We start from the raw sequence: 3,460 nt of genomic DNA, 5'->3' as shown, positions 1-3,460 counted from the left end.
TTTTCAAAGATCAATGAGAAACAGAGAAATGAATCTTATTCAGGTCTTGACTTAATACCACAAGACTCGTATTCTCACATTAAGGATTCAATAATGGGGCACTCATAAATCTCTTTATTCTCAGGACATCTTTTTTTCAGATCGACAAGCATCTTTTCAAGTTTGTTTAATTCCTCGATTTTATGCTGTATCTCACCAATCTTGTTAACGGTAAAATCATATATATCTCTGCACTTCACTTCATTGCGGTCAACAACGCCTAACAACTTGTCAATTTCATTCAATGTAAATCCTAATCTCTTCAACTTTTTAATAAAATTCACTCGGTCCACTGTTTGAGCCTTATAGATACGGTATCCTTTCGCTGTACGAGAGGGAATTGGAATTAGCCCCAGCCGTTCATAGTACCGGATCGTTTCTTTGTTGACGTAAGTTCGGCTGGCCAGCTGTCCGATTCGTAACCCCATTTGTTTCACCTCATATACAATATAAACCCTGTACCAAAGTACAGGGTCAACCGATATGAACGAAACTGTCAATGCCCCGCACTTGTTTGGCCAGGTCTCCTGTTTTAAGCGACTTTAATCTGAGGGGGGTGCGTCCTCTCTTTCATGCTGGCTCAGTTTCACGTGACTTCCAAACGCACCCCTCCTTCCTTATCATGGGTCGCACGGCTCGAAGGCAAAAAGTACAACGCTGATTGGCATACTGATATCCGTGGATTGGGTACCACATTATATCTTTCCGTCTCAGGAGCCGGCACGTTCTTTTGTCGTACATCAGCCTCGATAGAAGCAGGTACAGTTGATCCTCGTGCGCTCTCCCTTACGGTTTTTCTCTTTGCCTTCCAGCCCTACGTGCCAGGAGAATTTCATCGACTTTGACACCGCTCAACCATCATTGCCTTAAAGCGCCAAATCCACTTGCTTTCCCGTTTCCTTCGGCCGTTCTACCGTCCAGGCCAGCGCCCAGACGAAACCGGCCAGCTCCCGGGCGACAGCGGTCACCACCTTGCCAGCCTCTTTGCCCCGACTGATCAGATGCATGTACTTGTGATGCAGCCGGCGTTGGGCCTGCCAGGAGAGCTGCAGCTGCTCAGCCGGCTGATCTTCCTGCCGCTTCTTCAAATCGCCCTTGACCACCGGCCGGTGCCGATAAGTCCAGGCGGCTTCGACGAGCAGCCGACGAACATGGCGATTACCGGTCCGCGTAAGGTGCCCCTGCCGGCGCTTTCCTCCGCTGGAATACTCACTTGGAATCAAGCCGGTATAGGCCATGAACGCCCGCGCACTGGAAAATCGTTGGAAGGAACCGATCTCCGCTGCTAAGCCGACCGCCGTGATTGTCGAGATGCCGCGGAAGGTTTTCAGCGCCTGGATCAGTGGCGCCAGCTTGCCCTTCTGAGCCCGCTGCTTGATCGCTTGTTCCAATCGATGCAGGCGTTGTTCCACTTCGGTCAGCGTCTGCCGGTATTCAGCCAATGTTACTTGCATCTCCGGATAGGCAAAGGTCAGCTGATTCAGCCAGTCCCAGTACTTCACACCCCATCTGCGGGTGTGCGCCGGTGCCTGAAGGCCATGACGCAGTAGAAATTTGGTGATGCGGTGTCTGGCCCGCAACTGATCCTCTTTCACATCTTCCCGGGCGCGAAACAGATCACGAACCGCTTCATCCTCCTCGTCGGGGATGTAGATCGGCACCAGTTCCCCGGACCGATAAAGTCCGGCCAGCTGCAGGGCGTCACGACGATCCGTCTTCACGCGCCGGCCGGCCGACTGTGGCGTCAGTGATGGCGCAATCACTTCACAGGCGATGCCGGTTTTCGCCAGCAGTCGCTGAAGCTCGTAGCCGGTGACCCCGGCCTCGTAGCAGACCCGGAGTTGCTCGGGTTTTCCTAACCGCTTCATTTGTCGGAGTATTGCCGAAGCCTGATTAGGCATCATCCCGATATAATCCGGCTGGCGCCGGCCTTCCGGAGCGACCGCCATGGCAATCTTATCCTTAGAAACATCCAAACCGACGTAAATTATGTTATGATTCATTATGCTAGCTCCCTTCGCATTGTGGCTCTGTTTGAAGTCCTTGATGCATTTTTATTGTACTTCAATCAACCCACGTTGCTGCGATAGTGGGGCTAGTTTCGTTCATTATAACTTTTATTCCTAAACATAACTCCGTATCATGACGGTAATATCATTAATTGGTCTTTTAGAATGGACTCAAGTGAAAATAGAGCTTTTCAGATTCAAAAAATGGCCGTACGATTTTACTATATTGAATTTCTTGTACAGTTTGCTATAATCTCTTTTTCCTTCTAATACATCAAAAACTAAGCTTAATAACTTAGGAAAACGAGAAACAATCTTTTGCATCAATTTCGGATTTTTGTAAAATTTCCGGCCAAACTGATCCAATGTACTGAGTTCGGGCATGATTGTCAGATCAACATCTCTTTGATAGGTTAAGAATGCTTCACTATATCTATCCCTGATCGACTTTATTAAATGGTCAGAAAGTAATTCAGCACTCCACAAAACATAGTAGATGCCCTCTCCGGCAAATGAATCGACCAGTCCGGCTGCGTCTCCGATTAATGCTGTTCGTTGCGTCATGATTGGCTGCCGGGTACCGCCAGCAGACAAAAAAGATCCCTTCGCGCTCAGCAGATCTCCACTCATTTCCTGATGGTCCAGAAATGAAAGCAAATATTTCGACATCAATTTCCGACTTAACGAGTAAGAACCGATGCCTGCCGATAAAATTCCATTTTTCGGAAATATCCATATATATCCGTCAGGTACACTGGTATAATCAATGATAACCTTGTTTTTATATTTTGCGTTTGTTGCCTGGTCACATCTGAATTCATATTCCAATGCCAGAGCTTTCCTTCGTTCCGACATTAACCCCACCTGTTTCGCAACGATACTGTTTACGCCATCGGCTCCAACCAAATACCGTCCTGAATATTTCTCATCCCTTGTAAATACATCGACCCTTCCACCGTACTCGACCACTCTTTTAACGAAGGAATCCTCTTTCAGTTCTGCACCACAGTCAACGGCATGTTTCGCCAGTAGTTGATCCAATTCGTCTCTCATAACCATATAAATAAACGGCGTTTTATGTTTAAACTCCTGAATGTCATGATTTCCTTCCACCGTGATAAGTGAAGTGATCTGATCTCGAATAATCGGTGTGATATCAATCGGCATTTTCAGGAGGGCTCTCTTGGTAACCCCGCCTCCACATACTTTATAACGTGGAAAACTTTGCTTCTCTAAAATTAAAACATGAAGTCCTACTTCAGCAAGCTTTGCTGCCAGTGAGCTGCCACCAGGACCTGCTCCGACAATAATTACATCATAAATCTTTGAATCCATTTTGTTTCCAAGGGAGTGTCAAGTATTTTGTGTAAATGGCAGCCTTCCCGATCAAGCAACTATCAGTGAAACATGGA

At 47.3% G+C, this 3,460-nt stretch carries 3 protein-coding genes; all 3 read right to left on the bottom strand.

Annotated elements, in window-relative coordinates; translation table 11 throughout:
• Window positions 1-74: 74 nt before the first annotated feature.
• Window positions 75-467, bottom strand: a complete 393-nt coding sequence (gene merR / locus IEX81_RS16450; protein ID WP_010023125.1) for a mercury resistance transcriptional regulator MerR — start codon at window positions 465-467, stop codon at window positions 75-77.
• Between the two features lie 438 nt (window positions 468-905).
• Entirely contained in the window at window positions 906-2,042 is a 1,137-nt protein-coding gene (locus IEX81_RS16445; protein ID WP_010632963.1) for an IS110 family RNA-guided transposase, read from the bottom strand.
• A gap of 177 nt (window positions 2,043-2,219) precedes the next feature.
• Window positions 2,220-3,383, bottom strand: coding sequence for a geranylgeranyl reductase family protein (locus IEX81_RS16440; protein ID WP_188805332.1), 1,164 nt, complete (start codon window positions 3,381-3,383; stop codon window positions 2,220-2,222).
• Between the last annotated feature and the right edge of the window lie 77 nt (window positions 3,384-3,460).

The organism is Sporolactobacillus putidus (genome assembly GCF_014647035.1).
Lineage (GTDB): Bacteria > Bacillota > Bacilli > Bacillales > Sporolactobacillaceae > Sporolactobacillus > Sporolactobacillus putidus.
The sequence above is the reverse complement of the archived record's forward strand: the minus strand, read 5'-3'. Positions and strand labels throughout refer to the sequence as shown.